18 protein-coding genes are annotated in these 23,210 nt (G+C 32.4%); 14 read left to right on the forward strand and 4 right to left on the reverse strand.

Annotated elements, in window-relative coordinates; translation table 11 throughout:
• Nucleotides 1-517: 517 nt before the first annotated feature.
• The gene (locus FQU23_RS14340) at nt 518-817 is read right to left on the reverse strand and encodes a transposase (protein WP_147674431.1); all 300 of its coding nucleotides are present in this window, start codon (nt 815-817) and stop codon (nt 518-520) included.
• A 459-nt stretch (nt 818-1,276) separates the two neighbouring features.
• Between FQU23_RS14340 and FQU23_RS14345 the strand changes: the two genes are divergently transcribed.
• From FQU23_RS14345 to FQU23_RS14360, 5 genes are all read left to right on the forward strand, one after another.
• Complete coding sequence (locus FQU23_RS14345) at nt 1,277-2,293, forward strand: helix-turn-helix domain-containing protein (protein WP_147674432.1); 1,017 nt, start codon at nt 1,277-1,279, stop codon at nt 2,291-2,293.
• Between the two features lie 357 nt (nt 2,294-2,650).
• Nucleotides 2,651-4,783 (forward strand): catalase, encoded by a 2,133-nt coding sequence (locus tag FQU23_RS14350; protein WP_147674433.1) that lies wholly within the window; start codon nt 2,651-2,653, stop codon nt 4,781-4,783.
• A 200-nt stretch (nt 4,784-4,983) separates the two neighbouring features.
• Nucleotides 4,984-5,121: a DUF892 family protein gene (locus FQU23_RS16370; protein WP_317165209.1), complete on the forward strand. Its 138-nt coding sequence runs from the start codon at nt 4,984-4,986 to the stop codon at nt 5,119-5,121.
• A gap of 76 nt (nt 5,122-5,197) precedes the next feature.
• The gene (locus FQU23_RS16335) at nt 5,198-5,368 is read left to right on the forward strand and encodes a DUF892 family protein (protein WP_317165207.1); all 171 of its coding nucleotides are present in this window, start codon (nt 5,198-5,200) and stop codon (nt 5,366-5,368) included.
• 153 nt (nt 5,369-5,521) lie between these two features.
• Nucleotides 5,522-6,982, forward strand: coding sequence for a glycoside hydrolase family 130 protein (locus tag FQU23_RS14360; protein ID WP_147674434.1), 1,461 nt, complete (start codon nt 5,522-5,524; stop codon nt 6,980-6,982).
• A gap of 119 nt (nt 6,983-7,101) precedes the next feature.
• On the opposite strand, the gene FQU23_RS14365 is transcribed toward FQU23_RS14360, so the two are convergent.
• A complete protein-coding gene (locus FQU23_RS14365) occupies nt 7,102-9,417 on the reverse strand; it encodes a glycosyltransferase (RefSeq protein WP_147674435.1) in 2,316 nt (771 codons plus the stop codon).
• Nucleotides 9,418-9,701: 284 nt separating this feature from the next.
• On the opposite strand from FQU23_RS14365, the gene FQU23_RS16415 reads away from it, so the two are divergent.
• The 9 genes from FQU23_RS16415 to FQU23_RS14405 all read left to right on the forward strand — a co-directional run bounded on the left by FQU23_RS16415 (nt 9,702) and on the right by FQU23_RS14405 (nt 21,604).
• Entirely contained in the window at nt 9,702-9,908 is a 207-nt protein-coding gene (locus FQU23_RS16415; RefSeq protein ID WP_410503921.1) for a transposase, read from the forward strand.
• Nucleotides 9,909-9,943: 35 nt separating this feature from the next.
• Nucleotides 9,944-10,879 (forward strand): IS3 family transposase, encoded by a 936-nt coding sequence (locus FQU23_RS14370; RefSeq protein ID WP_410503922.1) that lies wholly within the window; start codon nt 9,944-9,946, stop codon nt 10,877-10,879.
• A 440-nt stretch (nt 10,880-11,319) separates the two neighbouring features.
• Nucleotides 11,320-13,728, forward strand: a complete 2,409-nt coding sequence (locus FQU23_RS14375) for a TonB-dependent receptor (RefSeq protein WP_147674436.1) — start codon at nt 11,320-11,322, stop codon at nt 13,726-13,728.
• A 13-nt stretch (nt 13,729-13,741) separates the two neighbouring features.
• Nucleotides 13,742-15,100 carry a hypothetical protein gene (locus FQU23_RS14380; RefSeq protein WP_147674437.1) on the forward strand — a complete coding sequence of 453 codons (1,359 nt, stop codon included), beginning with the start codon at nt 13,742-13,744 and terminating at the stop codon, nt 15,098-15,100.
• Nucleotides 15,101-15,190: 90 nt separating this feature from the next.
• A complete protein-coding gene (locus FQU23_RS14385; protein ID WP_147674438.1) occupies nt 15,191-16,654 on the forward strand; it encodes an ankyrin repeat domain-containing protein in 1,464 nt (487 codons plus the stop codon).
• A gap of 6 nt (nt 16,655-16,660) precedes the next feature.
• Complete coding sequence (locus FQU23_RS14390) at nt 16,661-17,143, forward strand: DUF2271 domain-containing protein (RefSeq protein WP_165425774.1); 483 nt, start codon at nt 16,661-16,663, stop codon at nt 17,141-17,143.
• A gap of 12 nt (nt 17,144-17,155) precedes the next feature.
• A complete protein-coding gene (locus FQU23_RS14395; protein ID WP_147674439.1) occupies nt 17,156-19,354 on the forward strand; it encodes a PepSY domain-containing protein in 2,199 nt (732 codons plus the stop codon).
• Between the two features lie 10 nt (nt 19,355-19,364).
• Nucleotides 19,365-20,351 (forward strand): FAD:protein FMN transferase, encoded by a 987-nt coding sequence (locus FQU23_RS14400; RefSeq protein ID WP_147674440.1) that lies wholly within the window; start codon nt 19,365-19,367, stop codon nt 20,349-20,351.
• Nucleotides 20,352-20,527: 176 nt separating this feature from the next.
• On the forward strand, nt 20,528-21,604 hold the full coding sequence (locus FQU23_RS14405) for a calcium:proton antiporter (RefSeq protein ID WP_147674441.1): 1,077 nt from the start codon (nt 20,528-20,530) through the stop codon (nt 21,602-21,604).
• 149 nt (nt 21,605-21,753) lie between these two features.
• Here the strand turns inward: FQU23_RS14405 and FQU23_RS14410 are convergent, their stop codons facing one another.
• Nucleotides 21,754-22,764 (reverse strand): response regulator, encoded by a 1,011-nt coding sequence (locus FQU23_RS14410; RefSeq protein ID WP_147674442.1) that lies wholly within the window; start codon nt 22,762-22,764, stop codon nt 21,754-21,756.
• A gap of 4 nt (nt 22,765-22,768) precedes the next feature.
• Complete coding sequence (locus FQU23_RS14415) at nt 22,769-23,209, reverse strand: response regulator (protein WP_147674443.1); 441 nt, start codon at nt 23,207-23,209, stop codon at nt 22,769-22,771.
• Between the last annotated feature and the right edge of the window lies 1 nt (nt 23,210).

The raw sequence follows: 23,210 nt of genomic DNA on the forward strand, positions 1-23,210 counted from the left end.
TTTAGGAATACAAATATCTAGATTTTAATATTTCCCCACAACAATATGTATTGATCCAAAATCAGGAAGTTGAGCTAATATAGTAAAAAACATCAAAATCCCCATATGTTCTTAATACACTCTTTGGTACACTGTATAATCACCAGTTTATTGACAACAAACTCTCTGTTTAGTATATTTTCAACCGTTAGATAATTGTGATTAGAGTTTGTTGTTACTTTAAACTTCCTGCTGAGTTTGCTTTTTAAGCCAAGAAGTTTCATATACTTAGCTACCGTTATTCTGGATATTTGATATCCTCAACACTGGAGTTCTATTGCTATTCTAGGACTTCCATAGCGTTGTTTGGACTCAAAATAAATCTTCTTTATCTGTTCTTTTAAAGCAATTATCCTTTTTTGAGTAATTGAAACATTTGCCTTTTTCCAGCTATAAAAACTTCCTGTACTGATTTCTAAAACACGACACATTTTTTCAATCGGAAATATTTATTCATTCTTTTTAATGAAACAGTATTTCATCGACCGCTCTTGGAAAAAATGCCGATTGCTTTTTTTAATATATCACGTTCTAACTCGGCATCTTTGAGTCTTTTCTCCAGTTCGTAGATTTTTTCTTGCTCGGGAGTTAGTTTTAAATTTCCTTTCCCAGGAAAACTTCCTTCTCCAAATTCCTCGAACTCTTTACGCCATTTATACAACTGTGGTGCTGTGACTCCCAACTCTCTGGCGAGTTCTGATACATTTGTTCTATCATAACTCAATTGAACGGCTTTATCTTTAAAAGCTTTGTCATAAATTTTGCAGACTTCTTTCATAGGCTAAAATTAAGATTATTTCTTAACTTTCTGTGATGGCTAAGTTAGCATGTCCATAACTCAAATAGAACTTGTTTTAACTTAATCAAAAAGTATTCAATCAGTACTTTCTTAACTATGACTGTTTTTGATAAATAATTTATAGTAGAATTATATAAAACAATGAAATAATTATATAACAAACTGTTATCACTTGTTGCAACTTTGTAACAACCAATTTGTAAAATACTAAAGGGAAATAACAATAATAGCATTAAATATAAAAACAAAGGAAAAAGTGTTTTTTATATGCACTTTAACGGTTAAATAATTCACTAAAGTCTTTATAACCTTGTAACAAATCGTTTTAAAAACTTTAAGAATTTTACCTGTAGGTTTGAAAAGAAGCGAGATCAAATAGTAACCCTTTTCAATTGTATAGTTTCCGAACATTGTACCTAATAATTAAAAAAAGTTGCTATGAAAATTATCACATTAACATCGAACAATTTAGCCAAGGTTTTCGAACAATTGAAAACACAATTAGGTGGAAATCTAGAAATAAAATCAAAGGAATTCAAATTGGAACTGAATAACGAAATTGGAAAGGGGTTTATTTCGGGAATTACCGTTGAACCTGCCATTTGTTATTTAGAATATGAAATTGATTTCAAAGTAGATGTTTCACTAACTTATAGACATGATAATTCAAACTCTATTGATTTTGGATATTGCTCGAAAGGGCATCTTACTCAAAATTTTGGAGAGGATGGAGTGAAGAATAGACTAAATCAATTTCAAACCGGGATATTTTCGAATTCTTCTAAAAAAAGTACTTTTTTTAATTTTAGTAAAAACCAAGCATTGAAAGTTTCAATGGTAACAGTAAATACGTTAGCCGTCCATGATGGAGAACTAAGAGAACAGTTAATAAATACTTTTTTAAAAAATAAAGAAAATGACCAGCTTTCTTATATTGGTTCTTTAAACCTAAAAATTGTTGAAAAAATTGATGACCTCAATTCTATTTGCCAAAAAGGGCTGATTAGAAACCTACTAATTAGCAGCACCGTTTATCATATTTTAGCTTTAGAAATTGAACAACACAAAAATGATTTAATTAATATAGATAATGCAATAAATATTCTTTCAAAATCTGAGATGATTATGGTCAAAAATATATCGGAATATATTAAGACAAATCCTGAAATTCAATATAGTTTAAATTATCTGTACAAAAAATTTGGTCTATCACCTATAAAACTTCAAGAAGGTTTTAAAGTTATGCATAATAGAACGGTAACAGATTTCATAAGAAATGTAAGAGTTGAATTTGCAGAAAACCTAATAAGAACTTCTGAACTCAATATTTCAGAAATTGTTTACACAGTGGGACTGACAAGCAGAAGTTATTTTTCTAAGATTTTTAAAGAAAAATACAATTGTAGTCCAAAGCATTATCAAAATAATCAACAGAAGTTAGCCATCACAGCCTAAAACTTAAAATAAACCAGTTAGCCATAACTGATTTTATTTTGTAAGACCTAATCTGGTTCAATAAAATATTCCGCTTCACATTCGTAATTTCTAAAAAAATCCATTCACTGAATAGATTCAATGGCTTATAACTAAAATAAAACCTAGTAAGAAGATCAAAAAAATTACAAAAATTATATGCAAAGCATAAATATATAAATGTCTTTCCGTTTGTTACCATAACTAATGCTTTTGAGCACATATTATATTCTTTAGAGTTAATTGAGGTCGGGCTTTTTTTGGAATTTAGTACTAAGAATATTGGAAACAAAATTTGTGATCATCCTGATATCAATATAACTAGAAAAATTTAATATTATGGAACCAAACCCATCAAATGAATCCAAGAAAATTACTGATTTAGAAAAAAATTATAAGAATTTAGAAAATAAAACCTTTACAACCAATCAAGGTTTAAAAGTTAATGATACTAACAACTCTCTTAAATCGGGAGAAAGAGGTTCTACATTATTGGAAGATTTTCTACTTCGCGAAAAAATCACAAGCTTTGACCATGAAAGAATTCCGGAGCGTATTGTGCATGCTCGAGGCAGCGCTGCACATGGATATTTTGAGCTATACAATAGCATTGAACAGTATAGCAAAGCTGGTATATTTACTGATATTAATAGAATTACACCTGTATTTGTAAGGTTTTCGACAGTAGCAGGTTCTAAAGGTTCTCCAGATTTAGCTCGTGATGTACGTGGATTTGCAGTGAAATTTTATACTGAAGAAGGCACCTGGGATTTAGTAGGGAATAATATGCCAATTTTCTTTATTCAAGATGCCATGAAATTTCCTGATCTTATACATTCAGTTAAACCAGAGCCTAATAGAGAAATCCCGCAAGCTGCCTCTGCACATGATACTTTCTACGATTTTGTGTCTCACACTACTGAAACACTTCATAATCATATATGGGTGATGAGTGATCGAGCCATTCCTAGAAGTTTCAGGATGATGGAAGGTTTTGGAATTCATACTTTCAGATTAATAAATAATAAAGGTGATTCTCACTTTGTTAAATTTCACTGGAAACCTAAATTAGGTGTTCATTCTGTTACTTGGGATGAAGCTGTTAAAATCAACGGCGCTGATTCTGATTTTCACAGACGTGATTTATGGGATGCTATTGAAGCAGGTCATTATCCCGAGTGGGAATTAGGAATTCAAATTGTTCCTCAAGAAGATGAGTTTAAATTTGAGTTTGACTTGCTGGATCCTACTAAATTAATTCCCGAGGAAATGGTTCCCGTTCAAATTATTGGGAAAATGACTTTGAATAAAAATCCAGAAAACTTCTTTGCCGAAACCGAGCAAGTAGCCTTCTTACCTGGACACATCGTACCCGGAATAGACTTTACAAATGATCCATTACTACAAGGCAGGTTATTTTCCTATAGAGATACTCAATTATCAAGATTAGGTGGGCCTAATTTTCATCAAATCCCCATTAATCGACCTATTGTACCTTCACATAACAATCAGCGTGATGGAATGATGCAAACTGAAATCGTAAAAGGACAAACAGCTTATTTCCCAAACAGCTTGACAGGTGGCTGCCCTCACCTCGCTAAAATAGCCGAAGGAGGATTTCATTCTTATGAAGAGCGAATTGATGCTAAAAAAATTAGAAATAGAAGCGAAAGTTTTAATGATCACTTTTCGCAACCCGCTTTATTTTATAGAAGTTTAGCTCATTGGGAAAAGCAACATATAGCTGATGCATATACATTTGAACTTGGCAAATGCAACCACGACTACATTAAGGAACGCATGCTTTGGCTTATTAGTCAAATAGATAACACCTTAGCAACCCAAGTTGCAAAAGGACTAGGTCTTGAAATTCCTAAAACTATTGAACAACCGATAAATCATGCTATAGGAGCGGATGCAGAAATTGATAAACAACAGCCTCCAAAAAAGAAAATATATCTGGAAGTAGCACCAACGCTTAGCCAAGCCAATACTAAATTTGAAAGCATTGAATCTAGGAAAGTCGCTGTGTTAGTTTCGGATGGTTTTTCGATGAAAAATTTTAAAAATATGGTTGACGTACTGGAAAAAGAAGGTGCCGTAATTAAACTAATAGCTCCTCACGGAGGTCAAGTTATTTGCGATGAAAATATAAAACACAAAGTCGATGCCGCCATAATGACCACTGAAAGCGTCTTATTTGATGCCTTGTACATTCCAGGCGGAATTAAATCCATCGAAAAATTGAAGACTGAAGGAAAGTTTATAAAATTTATAAACGAAGCCTTTATGCATTGCAAAGCAATAGCTGCTGATGGCGATGGAGAAGATTTGATCAATAAAACATTTGTCTCCGATTTTAAAGATGATATAGCTGTGTTGATCAATCAAAAAGCAGAGAGCTTCGTGAATGCTCTTGCTAAGCATAGAAATTGGGAAAGAATGGATAATGTAAAGCACATACCAGTGTAGACTTATTTTTAATTGAAAACCATCAAATCAATATATTTGATTATTATTAAAAAACGATCTATTACAATGGGCATCGCATAAAATACCAATGTTCATTTTAAAAAATACTAAACTATGGAAAAATTTACAGCTCCTTTACGCAATACTCTAAATGATTTACTAGAAAGAATTCACGATGAGGAAAAAGGTTTTAAATAAGCATCGATGAAAAATTAAAAAAGGATTTTAAAGCCCATCTTGAAGAAACAAAAGAGAACAAGCTAAGACTTGAAGAAATTTGTGAAAGCATAGGTACCTCCAAAAGGAGAAACTTGCAAAGCCATGAAAGGATTAATTAAAGATACAGAAGTTTCATTGACAAAGCTGAAAACATTGAAGTTATATATGCTGGGCTTATAGCCGGAAGCACAACGTGTGGAGCATTATGAATTATCGGGCTATGGAACTGCCGTAAGTTTTGCCAAGAAGCTGGGTCACGTTGATATTGCTTCAAAATTGCAAAATACTTTAGATGATGAGTGTAACGTTGATAATGTCCTAGATAAATTAGCAGAAAATAGACTTAATAAAAAAGCAATTAAATAATATTTGAACAATGTACTTTTTATATGATTCTAATGAGAATATTCCATCTCAAACGAAGCATATAGACAGTGCTTTCCTATTTGTTGAAATTCGATTGGTTAAATTCTTTTCTTACTGTGATTTCACAAACTTAAATTCGTAAAAATAAAGCCCATGCCAGTACCCGTAATTCGTAAAAACTTATATTTTAAACCTGACTCTAGTAGAGTGGTTGCTCGCTTTTTTAACAATGGTGATAGCAGAACTATTAATTTAGTAAAACGAATAATGACTTTAAATGAAGAAGATGTAAGACACGAACTTGAAATAATTTTAAATGAATTCAGAGGAAGACATCGAAATATAGCTGAAATATACTTAAAACATGCTAGCAATTATAAAAATCTTATCGAATCGATAGGAATTAATTTTGAGGAACTTTCACCTGAAAGACGACTATTAATAGGTTCATACTCTACATTAGAATATTCGCTTGAGGCTGCCGCTTTGTTCAATCCCTCTATAGTCGAAGATTTCGATCAATCATTTTTAGCTGAGGGTGAAAAAAGAGTTATTTTATCTTTCAGAGCTACTGGTGAAGGACATTTATCCTCTATCGTATTTAGAAAAGGAATTTTGGATGCATCTAATAATTTGCGAATGGTAGAACCCCAAAAACATATTGACCTACCTACCATTATCAAGAAAAAGTCACATAATAAAAAGCGTTTTATGGAGAAAATGGAAGAAATGAATATCCCTAAAGAATTTTCAACTCCCATCATGAACGATTTACCAGATATGTTTGAATATTATACTCTCAAGGAAGCGGTCAGAAAAATATTAACCTTAGATGTTAATGAGCCACAAAGAAAAGCATTAAAAGAAATGACTTGGCTTGTAAACTCTTATTATGATATTGAATTTCATAAAGATTCTAAAATATCTGGAAGAGCTATTTTGCCTATTTCATCTTCTGAAAGTCGTGGAATTGAAGATGCGAGGTTTGTACGCTTTACAGAAGATGATGGTTCTGAAACAATTTATGCCACATACACGGCTTATGATGGATTTACCATCCTACCCAAACTTCTTTCTACAAAAGATTTTGTTAATTTCCGAATTATGCCGATGCACGGAAATGGTGCTCAGAATAAAAACTTTGCACTATTTCCACGTAAAATCAATGGGAAATATGCTATGCTAGCAAGAATAGATGGCGTTAATAATTACATATTTTACTCTGATAGAATAACACTCTGGAATGATCCTATAAAAATTCAAGAACCAAAATTCCCCTGGGAGTTTACCCAAATAGGTAATTGTGGCTCTCCCATTTATACAGAACATGGCTGGTTGCTAATTACTCATGGTGTGGGCGCTATGAGACGATATTGTATCGGAGTATCTCTATTAGATTTAAGTGATCCTACCCAAGAACTTGGACGTCTTAAGGAGCCTTTACTCTCTCCCTTAGAAGAAGAACGAGAGGGTTATGTCCCTAACGTAGTCTATTCCTGCGGTAGTCTAATACATAATAATCAATTAATCTTGCCTTATGCTGTGTCTGACTATGCTTCTTCTTATGTCACGGTAAACATGGATGATTTGTTAGCCGAGCTTAAAAAGACCTAGTCGTTCATATTGGTATACTATAAAAAAAAGTAAAATATTTCACCACCAATAGAGAAGATTTTGACAACAATTAGTTATAACCACCTTCTCTCTTTTTAAACTGCTGTATAAACTTCCAATTAATCAAAGCAATATCTGGCCAGCAAATAGCTTATTGTTGATTCTGCTCCCTGATTTAAATTTACATTGAACTCTTCTAATCCGTCATGGCAACCACCTGTACGGGGATTATAAATGATCTGTTTCAAGTGATTATTACCTAAAAACCATTCAAATGCGATTTCCATTTTTTTACCATAACCTTCAAAGGGAAATACAATTTGAAATTGCTTTAAAGCTAAGATGGTGTAAGCAACATCAATGGGTTGTTCTCCCCCTGCACTGCTTGACTTTTCATCTACACCTTTAATCAGCCAATTTTTATTAGAAATTACTCGGATGGAATCTTTAATAAATATTTTAGATAATAAAAAGTCAAAAGATTCTTTTGCGATTAACTTAAATTGAGGATCTCTTGTCGATTTCCAGGCAAATAAGAGTGCTTCTGGAAGTACACTATTGCCGTAAGTAAGATAAGGTTCGAACCAATTCCAATCCTTCTCAGTGTAAAAATTATAAAACTCTGAAAGCTTAGTAGCTAATTTGTTAATAATCGCTGTATTGCCTGCGTCGTTTTCTTTTATATTAAAAAAATGTAGACCCTTAATTGCAAAAGCTATTGCACGAGGTGAGCTAAAACGGTGGAGTTCCAGACTAAAGTGATTAATACACCATTTGATATTTTGAAACAGTACTGTGTCAATATCAACACTTTCCACCATCGTATTATAGGCATATCCCAAAGCCCAAATAGCTCTTCCATTAGAGTCTTCTAAATTTACTTCATTATTTTGCCCTGTGAATTTCTTTTCTTTATCTACATAATTAAAAAACAGACAATTATCCCGATGACAATTTAAAATAAAGTTAATATAGATTTTTGCGAATATTAGATCCCCAGCGTTTTTAGTTAGATTATAATTTTCACAGATAGCAATTAATGCCCTAGAATTATCATCTAAAGTGTAACCTGAATCAAGATCAGGTGTGTTAATATTTGAAAACTGAATAATGCCTACATTAGTTGTCAAAGCCAGTAAATGAGTAAGATCAATATCTGGTTTTTTATATCTTAGCGTAACTTTCTTATTCATTTGCTCGACAAAAACATGTGCGTGAGCTATAGCCGCATTATCCCATGAATTAGAAGACGAGGTATGTAAACCTTTCATTTTCATGTGCTGAAGTAAATTATCATTATTTAGCAAATCATTCAGTTTTTCTGCTAATTGTTTCGAATTACCGAAATCGAATAATAAACCCTTACCTCCTCTTAAAACTTCAGTAGCATGAGGAATTGGAGTTGAGAGAATAGGACATCCGCAACTTACGGCGTAAGAAAAAGTGCCGCTTACTGCTTGATTAGGGTCTTTGGAAGTAAAAATATAACAATCTGATAGTTGTAAATACTCTAACAATTCGGGTAGTGGTACAAACTTATTTACAAATTGAACATGGTCCTTTATACCTAAATTTTCAACTATTTTTTGTAAAAAGTGCATATAGAAGTTTCCTTCATTGTTAAAGATCGTGGGGTGCGTTTTCCCTACTATTAAAAATAGTATATCTGGATGCACTTTGATTATTTCTGGTAAGGCATATAAAGTCGTTTCAATACTCTTTCCTGGTCCGAGGAAACCAAATGTGGATATAACTTTTCTTTCTAAAACATTGTATTTTTCTTTAAGAATAGATTTGTCTTGATGTTTTACTAAATGAGTACCATGTGGAATGATTTTTATTTTACAGGAATCTACTCCATACGTATTTTTTAGCAATTCAGCAGAGGAATGTGTCATAACGCTAACTGCTCTTGCTACTGCAACTAATTCTTTAACATTGCGCTCTAGAGCTTCATTTGGGTAAGGCAGTACTGTATGAAAAGTAATAAGTATTGGTTTTGTTAGTACTTTTAAAAAATTTATAAGTGACTCCTCATTGTATTTGAATAGTCCAAACTCATGTTGAATCATTACCAAATCCAGATCCTTATCGGCATTAATTGTGTCAGCAACGCTAGCATACGATTCTTCGCTATCAGTACTAAGCACTACATCAACATCAATAGTTTTATAATTGTAATAATCTGTTGTAGTTTGTAATGCACATATTTTTATGTCCAAGCATTTATCAAATTTAGAATCCAATGCTTTTTTTAAATCATACGTATAGGTAGCAATTCCACATTCCCTTGGGGGATAAGTAGATAAGATTAATACTTTCGCTGCAGGTTTTGATTCTATATTATAATTTCTTGCTACTCTTTTGAAATCACTTTTCTTCTCTTTAAAAGGAGTGTCTCCATTATTTGCTATTAAATTTCTCTGGTTTTTCATTAGTCTCAAATTTTGTTTCTAAATACATAGAAGTGTTTTTTATGAATGTTACTGAAATACTAAACTTTACAATTTCAGCAGCGATCAAGCTAATTTATGTAATAAGAATGCCTCTCATTATCCTTAAAGAGAAATTTCTTAACCCAATCAAATTCAAATGAAATTTCATTCCTCTGGACATGCTAACTTAGCCATCACAGAAAGTTAAGAAATAATCTTAATTTTAACCTATTAAACAAGTACGCAAAATTTATGACAAGGCTTTTAAAGAGAAAGCAGTCCAATTGAGTTATGATAGAACAAACATATCAGATCTCGTCAGAGAGTTAGGAGTAACAGCCCCACAGTTGTATAAATGGCGTAAAGAGTTCGAAGAGTTTGGAGAAGGAAGTTTTCCTGGAAAAGGAAATTTAAAACTCACTCCCGAGCAAGAAAAAATTTACGAACTGGAGAAAAGACTCAAAGATGCCGAGTTAGAACGTGATATATAAAAAAAAGCAATCGGCATTTTTTCCAAGAGCGGTCGATGATTTATAGTTTCATAAAAAGCAATGAACAACTATTCCCGATTGAAAAAATGTGCAAAGTTCTACAAGTGAGTAGCGGAAGTTATTACCGATGGAAAAAACAAGCAATCACAGTAAGACAACAACTAAAAATTACCATAAAAGAACAGATAACATTGATTTATTTTGCAGCCAAACAAAGATATGGAAGTCCTAGAATAACATTGGAATTACAGTATTTAGGCTATAAAGTTTCACGACCCGAGAGCTTTGCTCGAACAGGCGAAGCAATCACAGTTGCAAAATATATGAAGGAACTTGGCTTACGAAGCAAATTAAGCAAGAAGTTCAAAGTTACAACCAACTCAAATCATAATTATTTAGTTGCCGAAAATGTATTAAACAGAGCGTTTATTGTAAAAACGCCTTCAAAAGTTTGGGTTTCGGATATTACATATATCCAAACTAAAGAGGGGTTTGTGTACCTGACCACTATTATGGATTTATACGACAGAAAAATTATCGGTTGGAGTTTGAGTAACGGAATGAGTACAGAAGAAACTACGCTTGGAGCTTGGAAAATGGCGGTTAAAAACCGAGATATTGATGAAGGTTTGATTTTTCATTGCTTCGCCTGTTCGAGCAAAGCTCTCGAGTCTGACAGAGGTGTCCAATATGCCAGTAAAAAGTTTGTAAATGTTCTTGATTCCTATAAAAAAATAACCCGCAGTATGAGTCGTAAAGGAAATTGTTGGGATAATGCTGTAGCGGAAAGCTTCTTCAAATCTTTGAAAACGGAATTCATTTATGGGAACAAACTGATTTCTAAAGACCAAATGAAACTGGAAATTTTTGACCCGAGCGAAGCGAACAGCCGAAGCAATACATTGAAATTTGGTACAACAGAAAAAGAAGACATTGCTTCGCCTGTTCGCTATCGCTCGAGTCTGCTTTGAATTATGCAACTATTGAAGAATTTAACAATCAAATTAATTACAAAAATGTAGCTTAACTTATACTGCAGGTTTTATTTGCATATCCACTTCAGCTTTTAACGTTGAAACTTAATATTCTTTGAAAAATATAGATGTAATATCTCCTCTGTGTTATTAGAAAAAACCACATCAAAGTGGTCCGTTAACAAATCAGGTCGCATGGACTTCAAAAGGTCTATAGAAGTAATCTTTATTTGTTAATTCGAGAAATTTTTAATTTTTTGCAAGAATTATTCGCCAAGTTTAATTCTTGACCCGCTATCAAAAGAAATTTACAATCTATGCTTCTAATATTCAAATTCTTACAGTGGATTGCGAATTGGATTATTAATATTTTTAATATTTTTATTTGTATTTAGTCTAAATAAGTATAGATTTGCGAAAACTTTAGAACAGAAAATATGTCACTCTCTCACTATTTCGTCTTTTTAACATGCCTCTACTTTAGCGTCTCTGCTATTGCACAGACTACTAAAATTAACGGTAGAATAAATTTCACAGATAATGAACCTGTACCTGGTGTTTTAGTTTTTCTTCAAGGAACCACTAAATCCGCCGTTTCAAATGAAAGCGGAAATTATGTAATCGAAAATGTTCCTTATGGAAATTATCTTCTTGAAACTAGTTCTATAGAAGCAAATAAAAAGACTGTAGCTATAAAATTAAATGCAACTACTAAAAATATAAATATTATTATAGAGAGAGCTACAAGCGTTGAGCTAAGTGAAGTTGTGGTTAATGTTAAAACTGAAAAAACTAAAATTGAAACAAAAGGTTTTGCAGTAAATGTTATTGAGACTAAAACTGCTGCATCAAGAAATATGCAAACTAATGAATTGTTAAGTAGAACTGTTGGTGTAAGAATTCGTCAAAATGGTGGTTTAGGTTCAGATGTTAATTATAATATTAATGGTATATCAGGTAATTCTGTCCGAATTTTTATCGATGGTATTCCTATTTCAACTTATGGTTCATCTTTTGATTTAAATAGTATTCCACCTTCAATCATCGAACGTATTGAAGTTTATAAAGGGGTTGTTCCTGGTCATTTATCTGACGATGCTTTAGGAGGTGCGATTAATGTTGTGTTGAAAAAAGCCGCTCGAAATAATTTTAATGCGTCGGCTTCTTATGGTTCGTTTAACACTTCGCAGGTAAATTTTAATGGTTTGTATCGTTTTGCAGCATCGGGTTTTACTCTTAAAACTTCTTTTTTCAACAATTATTCTGATAACGATTATGAAGTTTGGGGAAAAACAGTTTATAATATCTTACCAAATGGGAGATACGATTACATTAGGGCTAAGCGCTTACAAGATGCATTTAAATCAACCGGAAGTGTTGTAGAAGTTGGATTTACCGATGTAAAATGGGCAGACAATTTCTTTATTGGTTACACCAGTTCAGATTCGTATAAAGAAGTACAGCACGGAACGTTTATGTCAACTCCTTATAAAGGTAGATTTTTACGATCAGATGCCGCATTGATGAGCTTAACCTATAATAAGAAAGATCTCTTTGTAAAAGGTTTAGAGTTTAATTTTCACGGCTTGTATGGTGAAAGAAATCGAACTATTAACGACACCGTTAAATGGAATTATGATTGGAATGGAAATCTGAGTTTGGATTTAAACGGACGACCAATTCCACGTCCTTCAGGAGCACAACAAGGAGCTCCAACTTTAGCCAATATAAAAAGAGAAGTTGGTGCTATAAGAACTGGAATTTCTTATGAGATTAATGAAAATCATAAATTTTTATTGAACTATACACTTTCTGTAGTAAACAGGGAAGATGATGATGAAATGAAATCGGTTTTAGAACGCAAATTTCTTGGAACTAGAGATTTAAATAAAAACATCGGCGCTTTGACCTATGAATTGACTGCTCATGAGAGTAGATTAAAAGCTAGTGTTTTTAGTAAGTATTATCAACAAAGGATTGAACGAATGAACCCGATAGTGCAGAATATTAATGGTGTTCCAACTAAGGTTGAAGATATCGTTAGTAGCAATAAAAATGTTATGGGCTATGGTGGAGCGTTTTCTTATGCTGTTCTACCGATGGTAACGCTTTTAACTTCTGCCGAGAAAGCAGTTAGATTACCTAGTGAAAATGAAGTTTTTGGAGATTCTGGCGATAACATATCAGAAAATCCAAACATTAAACCAGAAACCAGTAAGAACTATAATCTTGGCTTTAGATTTGGAAAATTCAAAATCCAAAAACATGAAGTAGTGATTGCTACCAATGGTTTTATCAGAAGCATAACGGACAGAATTGGTACACCTGTGCAAACAGCAATTAATACAAATATTCAAACACTTCCTTTCGTAAATCAAGGTAATGTAAAATCAAAGGGCGTTGATTTCGAATTAAATTACACTTATAATAACAATCTGAATATTGCAATGGGAGTCTCAAAATTTGAACTTACAACCGTTACAGGAGGTATAAAATATGACTTGCCAAATGAGCCTTTTTTAAATGCTAACGTAAGTGCTCAATATTCCTTTAATGATGTATTAGCTAAAAAATCACAATTGAACTTATTTTATAATTTCATGTTTGTAGACACTTTTAATTACAATCGAAAATTATATAGCAATACAGCCGGAACTGATTTTTTTAATGTCCCAGAACAATTTATACAAGACGCTGGCGTAAGTTATGTTTTTCCAAACAAAAACTTCATAGCTAGTTTTGACGCGAAGAATATGTTTAACAAACAGAGTTACGATAATATGGGCGTACAAAAACCTGGAAGAGCATTTTACTTAAAACTTAATTACATAATCAATAATTTTTAAATATATAAATATAATGAAAAACAGATTTTTAAATTTATGGGCTTTTACGGCACTTATAGGAGTTTTCGCTCTAACAACAAGTTGCAGTGATGATGACAATACTAGCGGCGGAACTACAGAACCACCTATTACAGAAGGCAGATATATTACTGTAGCTGGAGCCGTTATGGGAACTACAGATCCTACGCCAGGTGATGGAAATGGTGGAACAATTGTATATGCTATAAGTAAAGAAAATGCGAAAGATCCTTCTAAGACTTATGACGTTTTTGAAAACGGATTTGCAGTTCCATCAAACAGAACAGCGCGTTTGCAATCTTCACAAGATGGTTCTACGATTTTCAATATCGCTTATACAGGAACAAATGGAGGTGAATTTTCAAAATACAAAGTAAATGGGGGACAAAATTTCAGCCCCACAGGAGGTGTTGTAAATATTTCACAATATGCAGGAACAAGTCCAAGATGGGTTAAATTATATGATGGTGATAAAACTGGAGTTGCTGTAAATGTTACGTCTCCAACTGTTGTTACTAATGCTGATGGAAGCTATGAGCACACTAGAGGAACTGCTACAGTTTTATCTTTAGATTTAGTAAATTCATTAATTGCTCAAACCAAATCTTATGAAATCGCTTTGAGCGCAGCTGAAGAAGCACAAGGGCATCATATTTTTAGATTAGATGCGCCAGTTTTAAATAAAGCAGGTAACAAATTAATTATTGGTACTTGGATGCGTAAAACAAACCCAGCAACGGGAACCAATGAAAGTACTTATACTCATTTAGGAGCTAAATCAGTTGTTGTTGATTATCCATCATTAGAAAATCCGGTAGTAATTACTTCTACTGTAGGATTTGGTGATACTAGTGGTTACCGTAGTTTTAATAGTTTTGTTGGTGATGATGGAAATATTTATCAAGCTACCCAAAGAGATGCTTCTGGTTCTCACATCTTAAGAATTAATTCAAGTAATCAATACGATAATTCTTATGTGTTCAATTTAGATACAGCATTAGGATTATCAGGTACTTATATTGAAAACTGGAAATATGCTGGAAATGGAAAAGCTGTGGTAGCTTATACCCATAGTGGCTCAGCAGTTTCTAATCTTTCTGGTCAATCTCAAAGTTTTTTAGCACTTGTAGATCTTACAGCAAAAACAGCAAAAACATTAGATTTACCTTACAGCGCAGATATGTATTTCTTCCAATATCAAGGTTATGTTGTTGATGGTTTTGATGTTTATGTAACTGCCGCACCGGTTGGACAAGATGGTCGTATTTATATCATTAACAGTTCAACTGGAGTCGTAACTACTGGAGCTAAATTAACAAATAAACCTGGAAACCATTTTATTGGAGCCTTCTAAGTTACAATATAAATTCCGTGTTGTATTTTTGCAGCACGGAATTTTTAAATTGTAATTAAAAGTTTCATTTATTTAAAAAACAAAACAGCAATGAAAAAAATATTGTTTAGTACACTACTGCTAATTGCAAGTGTTTCAAATGGACAGAATACACTTTTAAATGGAGATTTTTGGAAAAAAAATCCAGATTTAACTACTATTAAAGAAACGATAGCAAAAGGGAATAGTCCCTCTGAAGCAAATGGCGGTAATTTTGATGCCGTTACTATGGCCATCAATAACGATGCAACATTAGAAAGTATCCTATTTCTTATTCAACAAGATGGAAATAGTGTAAAAAAATTAACGCATGATGGTCGTACTTATTTGCATTGGGCGGCTAGTAAAGGAAATGTTGATTTAGTGAATTTTTTATTAGAAAAAGGAGCAGATATTAATCTTTCCGATGATAAAGGAGCTATTCCAATTGCTTTTGCTGCGGCTAACGGACAAGCTAATGCAAAAATATATGAATTGTTCTTTAAAGCTGGAAACAATCCAAAACAAAAATTTAAAAATGGAGCCAATATATTACTCTTATCTATTCCAAACGACAAAGAACTAAAATTAGCCGATTATCTTGCTACAAAAGGTTTGTCGTTAAAGGATACAGATGATTTAGGGAATACGGCATTTAATTATGCTGCCAGAAGTGGTGATGTAAAACTGTTGCAAACTATCCTAAAAAAAGGAATTAAATACGATGGAAGAGCTTTAATTATTGCTTCTCAAGGAACCAGATCTTCATCTGCAACTTTAGATGCTTATAAATATTTGGTTGAAGATTTAAAGATCAATCCAAATTCGTTAGGTGATGAAGGTGAAAATGTTTTACACAATTTAGTTAGAAAACAAAAACAAGAAGATATTATTGCTTATTTCTTAGCTAAAGGTGTTGATGTAAACCACCAAGATAAAGCTGGAAATTCTGTTTTAATGAACGCAACTCGTGGAAATCTTGAATTGGTAAAAACATTCATTTCGAAAGTAAAAGATGTGAATGCTATAAATTCAAAAGGTCTTTCAGCATTGAGCTTTGCAGTTGAAAATGGTTCTTCAGATATGGTGGGATTTCTACTAGAAAACGGAGCAAAAACTAACGTTATTGATGCAAAAGGAAATAATTTAGCTTATTATTTGATTCAATCAGTACGAAAAGATGGAAAAGATGGATTTGACGAAAAATTAAGTTTGTTAAAAAATTCTGGATTTGACATTACAATTCCACAAAAGGATGGCAATACATTATACCATTTGGCAGTTGCAAAAAATGAGTTAAATCTACTTAAAAAAATAAGTGCATTGGATATAGATATCAATGTTAAAAATCAGGAAGGAATGACAGCTTTACACAAAGCGGCATTAACAGCAAAAGATGACTCAATCTTAAAATATTTAGTTGCTTCAGGTGCTAAAAAAGACATCCTAACAGAATTTGATGAAACTGCTTATGATTTAGCAAAAGAAAATGAGTCACTAACAAAAGCTAATATATCAGTAGATTTTTTAAAATAATACACTATGAATAAAATAATAAAACTTGCATTGGTAGGCCTGTTTGGTCTACTATTTATGCCCCAAGCAAATGCCCAACAAGCCAAGTATAAATGCATGTTGCAAATGACAAATTATGAAGGTTTGGAAGCTTACGTTGTTGTTTCTTTAATTGATTCTAAAGGAAAATATGAAAAGACATTATACGTAATGGGACCAGATAAACAGTGGTATAATGGTTTTAAAGAATGGAACAAAACCTTCGCTAAGAAGAAAGAAAATCTGAATGGTATTACGGGTGCCTCTATAGCGGCAGGTGACAGAAGTATTACAACTTTTTCTATTGATGAATCTAAATTAAACAAAGGTTACAAACTTCGATTTGAATCGGCTGTGGAAGACAATAAATATCATGTTGGAGATGTAGAAATTGCATTAACAACAGCTGATATTACGAAGAAAAAAGAAGGAAAAGGGTTTATCCGTTATGTAAAGCTTAACAAACTTTAAAAATAATCTAATATGACATTGTCTATTTGGCGGTATGCCCATTTGGTTTTAGCTCTTTTGGCCTCATTTGTGCTTATTATTGCATCTTTAACAGGAATTATTCTTGCTATTGATGTGGCTAATGAGAAAACAAATCCGTATCAAATAGACAATTTCAATGAACTGACACTTCTTCAAGTCTTACCAGAATTACGTAAAGTGTATCCTGAAATCTCGAATATTTCAGTAGATCACAACCAATTTGTAACTTTAGAAGGTTTTGATGGAGAAGGTAATGAGATTAAAGCTTATATAGATCCAACTACGGGAAAACAATTAGGCATTCCAAAACCAAAAAACGAATTTATCCAATGGAATTTGGCTTTACATCGTTCACTATTTCTTCACGAAACTGGAAGATTTATTGTAGGATTGACCTCGTTTTTATTTTTTTTAATCGCTATTTCGGGGACGATTCTTTTGATTAAACGTCAAAATGGTATTAAGAAATTCTTTTCAAAGGTAAATAACGATTCGCTTGCCCAATATTTTCATGTGGTAACCGGAAGAATCATGTTACAACCTGTTTTGATTATTGCTTTAACAGGAACATATTTATTTTTACTTCGATTCGAAATTATTCCTACCCAAAAAGCAAATGCGATTAATTATACCGAAGACGCAAAACTGAAAGAAGTTCCATTGACTGGTTTTTCTATATTTAAAGAAACGAAATTGTCTGATGTTATAAAGATTGAATTTCCGTTTATGGAAGATGAACCGGAAGAATTTTACATTTTAAAGTTAAAAGATAGTGAAATAACAGTAAATCAACTAACGGGTCAAATCGTAAAAGAAGTTAAATATCCTTTCACACAAGTATTAGAAAAGTTTAGTTTTGACTTGCATACCGGCCAAATAAATTGGGTTTGGGCTATAATTTTGGCTTTCGCTTCTATCAATATTTTACTTTTTATTTATTCTGGCTTTGCAATTACTTTAAAACGAACTAAAACAAGAATTAAGAATAAATATAAGGCAAATGAGTGCGAATTTATACTTTTAGTAGGTTCAGAAAATGGTTCTACCTTAGGATTTGCGAATCAGATTCATAAGCAGTTGCAGGCAAATGGAAAGAAATCGTACCTAACGGATATGAATAATTATGTCAATTTTTCAAGTGCGAAGCAACTCCTTATTTTTACTTCTACTTATGGTTTAGGTGAAGCACCGATTAATGCCAAAAAGTTTAAAAAACTAGTTTGTGAATTTCCACAAAAACAAAATATTCAGTATTCGGTTGTAGGATTTGGATCTAAATCTTATCACGATTTCTGTGCCTATGCCAAAGAAGTTGATGTGTTATTGTCCGAACAAAGTTGGGCAGAGAAATCAGTAAAGCTTCATACTGTAAACGATAAATCTGCAGAAGAATTTACACAATGGCTTTCGGTTTGGGCCAATTTGAATAGCTTAGCCATAGCAACAGCCTCTTCTTTATACAGTCAAAAAGCACCAAAATTAAAAGTTTTAAAAGTTGTCGATCGTGCAGAAATAAATTCGGATGAGGTCATTACTTTCAAGCTAAACTTGAAACCTAATGCTTTGACAAAATTTAAATCAGGTGATTTATTAGCTATTTATCCAAATAATGATTCGGTCGAACGTTTTTACTCCATCGGTAAAGTTGATAATTCTGTACAATTAATAGTTCGATTGCACCCAAATGGATTAGGATCCGAATTTTTATATAACTTGCAAAAAGGCACTTCAATTAAAGCGCGAATTATCAAGAATTCACACTTTCATTTTCCGAAGAACGCTTCTAAAGTGGCTTTGATTTCAAACGGAACAGGAATTGCACCATTTTTAGGAATGTTAGCCGAAAATAAAAGCAAGGTGGAAACGCATTTGTATTGTGGCTTTCGAAATAATGATGAGCTCACTAAAAAATATTCAAAAATTGCATATAAGCATATTTCCAAGCAAAAACTTTCCACCTTTAATTTAGCTTTATCACGACAAGAAGCATCACAATATGTGATGGATTTGATAAAAAAAGACCAAAACTTCTTCCTAGAATTATTAAGAAACAATGGTGTTATTATGATTTGCGGCGCTCTTAAAATGCAAAAAGATGTAAAAGCTGTTTTGGCTATAATCTGCAAAAACAATGGAGAAAACTTCGAGACGTACAAAGAAAACAATCAGATTTTAACCGATTGTTACTAATATTCAGTAAATGAAAATCATTCCTATTCTTTTAAAATCAACACTACTTTTAATTAGCACATTTTCATTCAGTCAAGTGGAACAAACTAAGACTGTAAATTTGATGGGAAGTGTTTTCCAAATCACTTTGGTTGATTCGGATAGTATTTCGGCGCATCAAAACATCAATAAAGCTATCCTAGAAATTGAACGCATTGAAAATTTAATTTCTGAATGGCGACCACAAACTCAAATTTCGAAAGTAAACCAAAATGCGGGCATAAAACCGGTTAAGGTGGACAAAGAAGTTTTTGAACTTACAAAAAAGGCGATTTGGTTTTCTGAAATTTCAAATGGCGCTTTTGATATAAGCATAGTTGCGATGGACAAAATTTGGAAATTTGACGGAACTATGGAAAAGTTACCTTCAAAAAAAGCAATTAGGAACTCTATTGTAAATGTAAATTATAAAAATATAGTTTTAGACAGCATTAACTCAACAATTTTTCTTTCAAAAAAAGGAATGAAAATAGGTTTTGGTTCCATCGGGAAAGGCTATGCTGCAGATAAAGCACGTAAACTATTGCAAGAATCAGGTATCATAGCCGGTATTATAAATGCTGCCGGTGATATCGCTACTTGGGGAACACAGATTAATGGCAATCCTTGGCGAATAGGTGTAAACAATCCTTTAGAAACGGGTGAAACTATCGAAATTTTAGAATTTTCAGGCAATAATGCGGTTACTACTTCGGGAAATTATGAAAAGTATGCCGAGATTAATGACAAAAGATACTCCCATATAATTAATCCAAAAACTGGCTATCCTTCAACAGAATTAATAAGTGTTACTATAATTGGACCAAATGCAGAAATGTGTAATGGTTTTAGTACCTCAATCATGGTTTTAGGTTTAAAAAAAGGAATAAAATTAATTAATAAATTCCATGATTATCAATACATAATCATAACTAAAAAAGAGGACATTATTAAAAAGCAATCCATTTGGAGAGAATAAAAAAAGTTTATTATTAAACAAATAGGCTTTAAAATAAAAGATTAAATCACATCATATTACAACATTAAATTATCTTAATTTGCGAGTTTTAAATAATAAACTTAATTTGCGAAAATGGATCGGCAATTAAAATAATAGGTTGTCAGAATTATTTATTTACTTATTGAAATTAAAAAATGAAATTATTACTTCAGTGGACTACTATTATCCCTTTACTTGCCTGGACACTTTTATTTACTGGCCTTATTGCCGAAAACAGTTTCTTCCAAATTATTGCTAGTATATTACTTATTCTTAGTGTGATGTCGGCGGTACATCATTCTGAAATCATTGCAGAGCGCGTTGGAGAGCCTTATGGAACCATTATTTTAGCTATATCAATAACTGTTATTGAAGTCTCTATAATCGTTTCGTTGATGATGACCGAAGGCACAGAAGCTGCATCGTTAGCCAGAGATACAGTCTATGCTGCGACTATGCTTATTTTGAATGGAATCATTGGTCTGTGTTTACTGATTGGTGGTTTGAAACATTACGAACAAAATTTTTCTGCCTCATCTGTAACTATTGCTTTAGTATCATTAGTATCCATTATTGTATTTACCTTGGTATTTCCTACTTTCACTAAAAGTGTGGAAGGTTCTTACTATTCAACACCTCAACTTGTTTTTGCTTCAATTGCCTGTGTAGTAATTTATGGATCGTTTTTATTTGCGCAAACTAGAAGATACCGACAATATTTCCTGACTGTTGACACTGACGAAAATGAAGAAGTAGCTGAACCGATTCACATAACAAACAGAGTTTTTTCTACGAGTCTGATCTTCCTTATTCTAAGCTTAGGTATTGTAGTGCTATTAGCTAAAACGCTTTCACCTACAATCGAGAGTATCATAGTTGGTAACAATTTACCTAAATCGTTGGTAGGTGTTTTCATTGCTGTCATTATTTTATTACCCGAAGCTATTGCCGCCATAATAGCTGCCAGAAAGAACAGATTACAAACAAGTATCAATTTAGCCTTAGGTTCTGCTTTAGCAAGTATTGGACTGACGATTCCTGCTGTGGCCATCGTTTGTATTATGATGGAAATGCCGATTATACTCGGTCTTGATATTACATCTATAGTGCTTTTAGGATTGTCAGTTTTTACCGTAATGTTGTCCTTAAGCAGTGGTAAATCGAATATTATTTATGGTGTGGTACTGCTAGTTAATCTATTTGCTTTTGTATTCCTTATGATCTATCCTTAATAATTGAGTAAACTATAATTACCGCTCTGCATCGAATGCGGATTAATAATCCATTGCTCTACATCTAATTGTTTCCAGTTAAAAATATTATAGTCTTCAACTGGAGTAATTCTGTTAGTTCTGTAATTGTGATTTGATTTTAATCAAAATTATTCTTGTACAATATGATTTGATTGCTCCACGATTTTTTTTACTATATCATCCATTTCATTACTTGATATTCTTAATTGCTTGATCCAAAACAAAATTTCATCGAAATTTTCTTTTTCATCTTCAATCAAATTTATAATTCCTAATATTCGAGCAAGAGGTGCGCGAACCACATGCGATTGTGTCCAAGCAATATCCCTCAACTTTGTATTTTGAATTTCGATAGTGCTTATATGTTTTAAAATTTCTGATATATCATTACTTTGTACAATTAAACCAATATTTGACAGACCACTAATTTCTTTAAAATAGACATCTACTTTAATTTCCTTACCATTGCTTAAAAAATGTGTAAAGTGGTTTCTAATGTCTTCATCTTCCTGTGCAATTAATTTATGCTTAATGGTTTGTTCTTCCTCTGCAGGATGTAATTCCAGAAAAGACATATTTAAAAAATCATCCAGAGCATATCCATATTTGCTTTGTGCTGCTAAATTTGCATAAAGAATTCTTAAAGAGGTAGGATCTAAAAGCCAAGTAGGTTGCGGGCTAAAATTGAAAAGGTTTTCGTAATTGCGTTTTTCGTCTGCAATTTGATTAATATAACTACTCCTGTTTAAAGCAAAAATAATTGTTTTGTGAAGTATTGCAGGGTTCATTTCATCTTTTACCAGATAATCATAAATCCCCATTCGAAGACTGCTTCTAGCCATCGATAAATCAGAATATCCCGTTAGAATAACGATTGGAATTTGAAAATCATAAGCTAAAACGCTGTTTATTAATTCTAGACCTTTTAAATCAGGCAAGTTTAAATCTAATAAGATTATAGAGATTTTTTCTTTAGAATCTTGAATAAAATTAATCGAACTTGCAAAGTCAGAACAACGATTAATGGTTGCAAGTTTAAATTTTTCAATTAAATAATCTTCAATTAAAACAAAATCACCTTCATTATCCTCTATGATAAGGACAGATAAATTCTCAGAATATTGGTCTATTTGCTGCATCGTCTTATTTAGGAAATGTTGTTAGTTGTAGCCAAAACTCCTCTATTTTTAGTATGGCACTTAAAAATTCATCGATGTCAAGTGGTTTTTTTACATAACTATTGCAATGATTTCCATACGCACGATCTATATCTTTTTGGTTAGACGATGTGGTTAGCATGATCACTGGAATTTTTTTCAATTCCGAGTCCGCTTTAATTTGTTTTAAAACCTCATGCCCATTATAAATTGGGATATTGATATCAAGAAGTATAAGGTCTGGCTTTTTAGCCTCAATATACTCTCCTTTATTAAATAGAAAATCAAGAGCTTCTTTACCATTTCTTGCAATGATAATCTCTGTTTTAACTTTGCATTCTTCAAATGCTTCCCTAGTAAGTAAGATATCTCCTTCGTTGTCTTCTACTAAAAGTATCTGAGCCAATTTTAATGGTAGATTATTCATG

Origin of the sequence: Flavobacterium sp. XN-5, assembly GCF_008033395.2 — a bacterium.
In the GTDB taxonomy this organism is placed as follows: domain Bacteria; phylum Bacteroidota; class Bacteroidia; order Flavobacteriales; family Flavobacteriaceae; genus Flavobacterium; species Flavobacterium hiemivividum.

Excerpts from the sequence above, each read along its gene's own strand:
- FQU23_RS14340 (WP_147674431.1), bottom strand. The coding sequence starts at position 817 with ATGAAAGAAGTCTGCAAAATTTATGACAAAGCTTTTAAAGATAAAGCC.
- FQU23_RS14345 (WP_147674432.1), top strand. The coding sequence starts at position 1,277 with ATGAAAATTATCACATTAACATCGAACAATTTAGCCAAGGTTTTCGAA.
- FQU23_RS14350 (WP_147674433.1), top strand. The coding sequence starts at position 2,651 with ATGGAACCAAACCCATCAAATGAATCCAAGAAAATTACTGATTTAGAA.
- FQU23_RS14360 (WP_147674434.1), top strand. The coding sequence starts at position 5,522 with ATGCCAGTACCCGTAATTCGTAAAAACTTATATTTTAAACCTGACTCT.
- FQU23_RS14365 (WP_147674435.1), bottom strand. The coding sequence starts at position 9,417 with ATGAAAAACCAGAGAAATTTAATAGCAAATAATGGAGACACTCCTTTT.
- FQU23_RS14370 (WP_410503922.1), top strand. The coding sequence starts at position 9,944 with ATGATTTATAGTTTCATAAAAAGCAATGAACAACTATTCCCGATTGAA.
- FQU23_RS14375 (WP_147674436.1), top strand. The coding sequence starts at position 11,320 with ATGTCACTCTCTCACTATTTCGTCTTTTTAACATGCCTCTACTTTAGC.
- FQU23_RS14380 (WP_147674437.1), top strand. The coding sequence starts at position 13,742 with ATGAAAAACAGATTTTTAAATTTATGGGCTTTTACGGCACTTATAGGA.
- FQU23_RS14385 (WP_147674438.1), top strand. The coding sequence starts at position 15,191 with ATGAAAAAAATATTGTTTAGTACACTACTGCTAATTGCAAGTGTTTCA.
- FQU23_RS14390 (WP_165425774.1), top strand. The coding sequence starts at position 16,661 with ATGAATAAAATAATAAAACTTGCATTGGTAGGCCTGTTTGGTCTACTA.
- FQU23_RS14395 (WP_147674439.1), top strand. The coding sequence starts at position 17,156 with ATGACATTGTCTATTTGGCGGTATGCCCATTTGGTTTTAGCTCTTTTG.
- FQU23_RS14400 (WP_147674440.1), top strand. The coding sequence starts at position 19,365 with ATGAAAATCATTCCTATTCTTTTAAAATCAACACTACTTTTAATTAGC.
- FQU23_RS14405 (WP_147674441.1), top strand. The coding sequence starts at position 20,528 with ATGAAATTATTACTTCAGTGGACTACTATTATCCCTTTACTTGCCTGG.
- FQU23_RS14410 (WP_147674442.1), bottom strand. The coding sequence starts at position 22,764 with ATGCAGCAAATAGACCAATATTCTGAGAATTTATCTGTCCTTATCATA.
- FQU23_RS14415 (WP_147674443.1), bottom strand. The coding sequence starts at position 23,209 with ATGAATAATCTACCATTAAAATTGGCTCAGATACTTTTAGTAGAAGAC.